Raw genomic sequence first — 3,218 nt, forward strand, 5'->3', positions numbered from 1 at the left:
GCGTGGCAACGTCCTACCCTTGCAGGGGGCGATCCCCCAACTACTCTCGGCGTGCTGAAGCTTAACTTCTGTGTTCGGCATGGGAACAGGTGTATCCTTCAGGCTATCGCCACCACACTATTGAGAACTGGTGCTCTCAAAACTAGCTAATATCAATTTTCTATCCGATGAACACCACTTCGTGGTTAAGTCCTCGACCGATTAGTACTAGTCCGCTCCGTACATCGCTGCACTTCCACTTCTAGCCTATCTACCTGATCATCTCTCAGGGGTCTTACTTCCATAAAGGAATGGGAAATCTCATCTTGAGGCGAGTTTCACACTTAGATGCTTTCAGCGTTTATCTCATCCACACATAGCTACTCAGCAATGCGCCTGGCGGCACAACTGATACACCAGCGGTGTGTCCATTCCGGTCCTCTCGTACTAGGAACAGCTCCTCTCAAATTTCCTACGCCCGCGACGGATAGGGACCGAACTGTCTCACGACGTTCTGAACCCAGCTCGCGTACCGCTTTAATGGGCGAACAGCCCAACCCTTGGGACCGACTACAGCCCCAGGATGCGATGAGCCGACATCGAGGTGCCAAACCTCCCCGTCGATGTGGACTCTTGGGGGAGATAAGCCTGTTATCCCCAGGGTAGCTTTTATCCGTTGAGCGACGGCCCTTCCATACGGTACCGCCGGATCACTAAGCCCGACTTTCGTCCCTGCTCGACCTGTCTGTCTCGCAGTCAAGCTCCCTTGTGCCTTTACACTCTACGAATGATTTCCAACCATTCTGAGGGAACCTTTGGGCGCCTCCGTTACTTTTTAGGAGGCGACCGCCCCAGTCAAACTACCCACCTGACACTGTCTCCCACCACGCTAAGTGGTGCGGGTTAGAGTGTTCACACAACAAGGGTCGTATCCCACCAGCGCCTCTACCGAAACTAGCGTTCCGGTTTCTACGGCTCCGACCTATCCTGTACAAATTGTGTCAACACCCAATATCAAGCTATAGTAAAGCTCCATGGGGTCTTTCCGTCCTGTCGCGGGTAACCTGCATCTTCACAGGTAATATAATTTCACCGAGTCTCTCGTTGAGACAGTGCCCAGATCGTTACGCCTTTCGTGCGGGTCGGAACTTACCCGACAAGGAATTTCGCTACCTTAGGACCGTTATAGTTACGGCCGCCGTTTACTGGGGCTTCATTTCTGGGCTTCGCCGAAGCTAACTCATCCACTTAACCTTCCAGCACCGGGCAGGCGTCAGCCCCTATACGTCATCTTACGATTTTGCAGAAACCTGTGTTTTTGATAAACAGTCGCCTGGGCCTCTTCACTGCGGCTGCACTGACGTGCAGCACCCCTTCTCCCGAAGTTACGGGGTCATTTTGCCGAGTTCCTTAACGAGAGTTCACTCGCTCACCTTAGGATACTCTCCTCGACTACCTGTGTCGGTTTGCGGTACGGGTAGTAAGATACTCACTAGAAGCTTTTCTCGGCAGTGTGACATCGGCCACTTCCCTACTTAAATTCGGTCCTCATCACAGCTTGTCTACCCGGTTAAAAGCATTTAACTGATAACCAGACTTGCTGCTTGAACGCACATTTCCAATCGTGCGCACGGCTTAGCCTCCTGCGTCCCTCCATCGCTCAAACATATCTTACTAGTACAGGAATATCAACCTGTTGGCCATCGTCTACGCCTCTCGGCCTCGACTTAGGTCCCGACTAACCCTGGGAGGACGAGCCTTCCCCAGGAAACCTTAGTCATTCGGTGGATCAGATTCTCACTGATCTTTCGCTACTCATACCGGCATTCTCACTTCTAAGCGCTCCACTAGTCCTTACGATCTAGCTTCACCGCCCTTAGAACGCTCTCCTATCACTCGACCATAAGGTCGAATCCACAATTTCGGTGGTATCCTTAGCCCCGGTACATTTTCGGCGCAGAATCACTCGGCTAGTGAGCTATTACGCACTCTTTAAATGGTGGCTGCTTCTGAGCCAACATCCTAGCTGTCTATGCAACTCCACCGCCTTTTCCACTTAGGATACACTTAGGGACCTTAATTGGTGGTCTGGGCTGTTCCCCTTTCGACAATGGATCTTATCACTCACTGTCTGACTCCCGGATATAAATCAGTGGCATTCGGAGTTTATCTGAATTCAGTAACCCATGACGGGCCCCTAGTCCAAACAGTGCTCTACCTCCACGATTCTCTTTCCGAGGCTAGCCCTAAAGCTATTTCGGAGAGAACCAGCTATCTCCAAGTTCGTTTGGAATTTCACCGCTACCCACACCTCATCCCAGCACTTTTCAACGTACACGGGTTCGGGCCTCCAGTGCGTTTTACCGCACCTTCACCCTGGACATGGGTAGGTCACCTGGTTTCGGGTCTACATCAACATACTGAAACGCCCGTTTCAGACTCGCTTTCGCTACGGCTCCGACTCTTCATCTTAACCTTGCATGTTAACGTAACTCGCCGGTTCATTCTACAAAAGGCACGCTGTCACCCATTAACGGGCTCCAACTAATTGTAGGCACATGGTTTCAGGAACTATTTCACTCCCCTTCCGGGGTGCTTTTCACCTTTCCCTCACGGTACTGGTTCACTATCGGTCACTAGGGAGTATTTAGCCTTGGGAGATGGTCCTCCCGGATTCCGACCAGGTTTCACGTGTCTGGCCGTACTCAGGATCCTGAACTGAGGGTCATTGATTTCGTCTACGGGGCTATCACCCGCTATGGCCGGTCTTCCCAAACCGTTCGACTATCAACAACTTTGGTAACTCAAATGTTCAGTCCTACAACCCCAGGAAGCAAGCTTCCTGGTTTGGGCTGTTCCCACTTCGCTCGCCGCTACTATGGGAATCGCAATTGCTTTCTCTTCCTGTGGGTACTTAGATGTTTCAGTTCCCCACGTCTGCCAATACTTAGCTATGTATTCACTAAGCATTAATCATCGACTAAGATGATTGGGTTTCCCCATTCGGAAATCTCCGGATCAAAGCTTACGTACAGCTCCCCGAAGCATATCGGTGTTAGTCCCGTCCTTCATCGGCTCCTAGTGCCAAGGCATCCACCATGCGCCCTTTATAACTTAACCTCATCACTAACGTGATTGGTTAATTGAGTATTACGCGAAGTAAATAAACTTTACTAATAAAAAACTCAAAATACGCGGTGTTCTCGGCTTAATTAATGAAATTATTAATTAATATAAAA

General features: G+C 50.4%; 2 rRNA genes. Both read right to left on the reverse strand.

The features are described from left to right. A 5S ribosomal RNA gene (gene rrf, locus FD04_RS01865) occupies positions 1–117 on the reverse strand. Between the two features lie 64 nt (positions 118–181). Continuing rightward, positions 182–3,099: ribosomal RNA gene (locus tag FD04_RS01870) — 23S ribosomal RNA — on the reverse strand. Between the last annotated feature and the right edge of the window lie 119 nt (positions 3,100–3,218).

The sequence above is a fragment of the Secundilactobacillus odoratitofui DSM 19909 = JCM 15043 genome, assembly GCF_001434895.1.
GTDB classification, from domain to species: Bacteria; Bacillota; Bacilli; order Lactobacillales; family Lactobacillaceae; genus Secundilactobacillus; species Secundilactobacillus odoratitofui.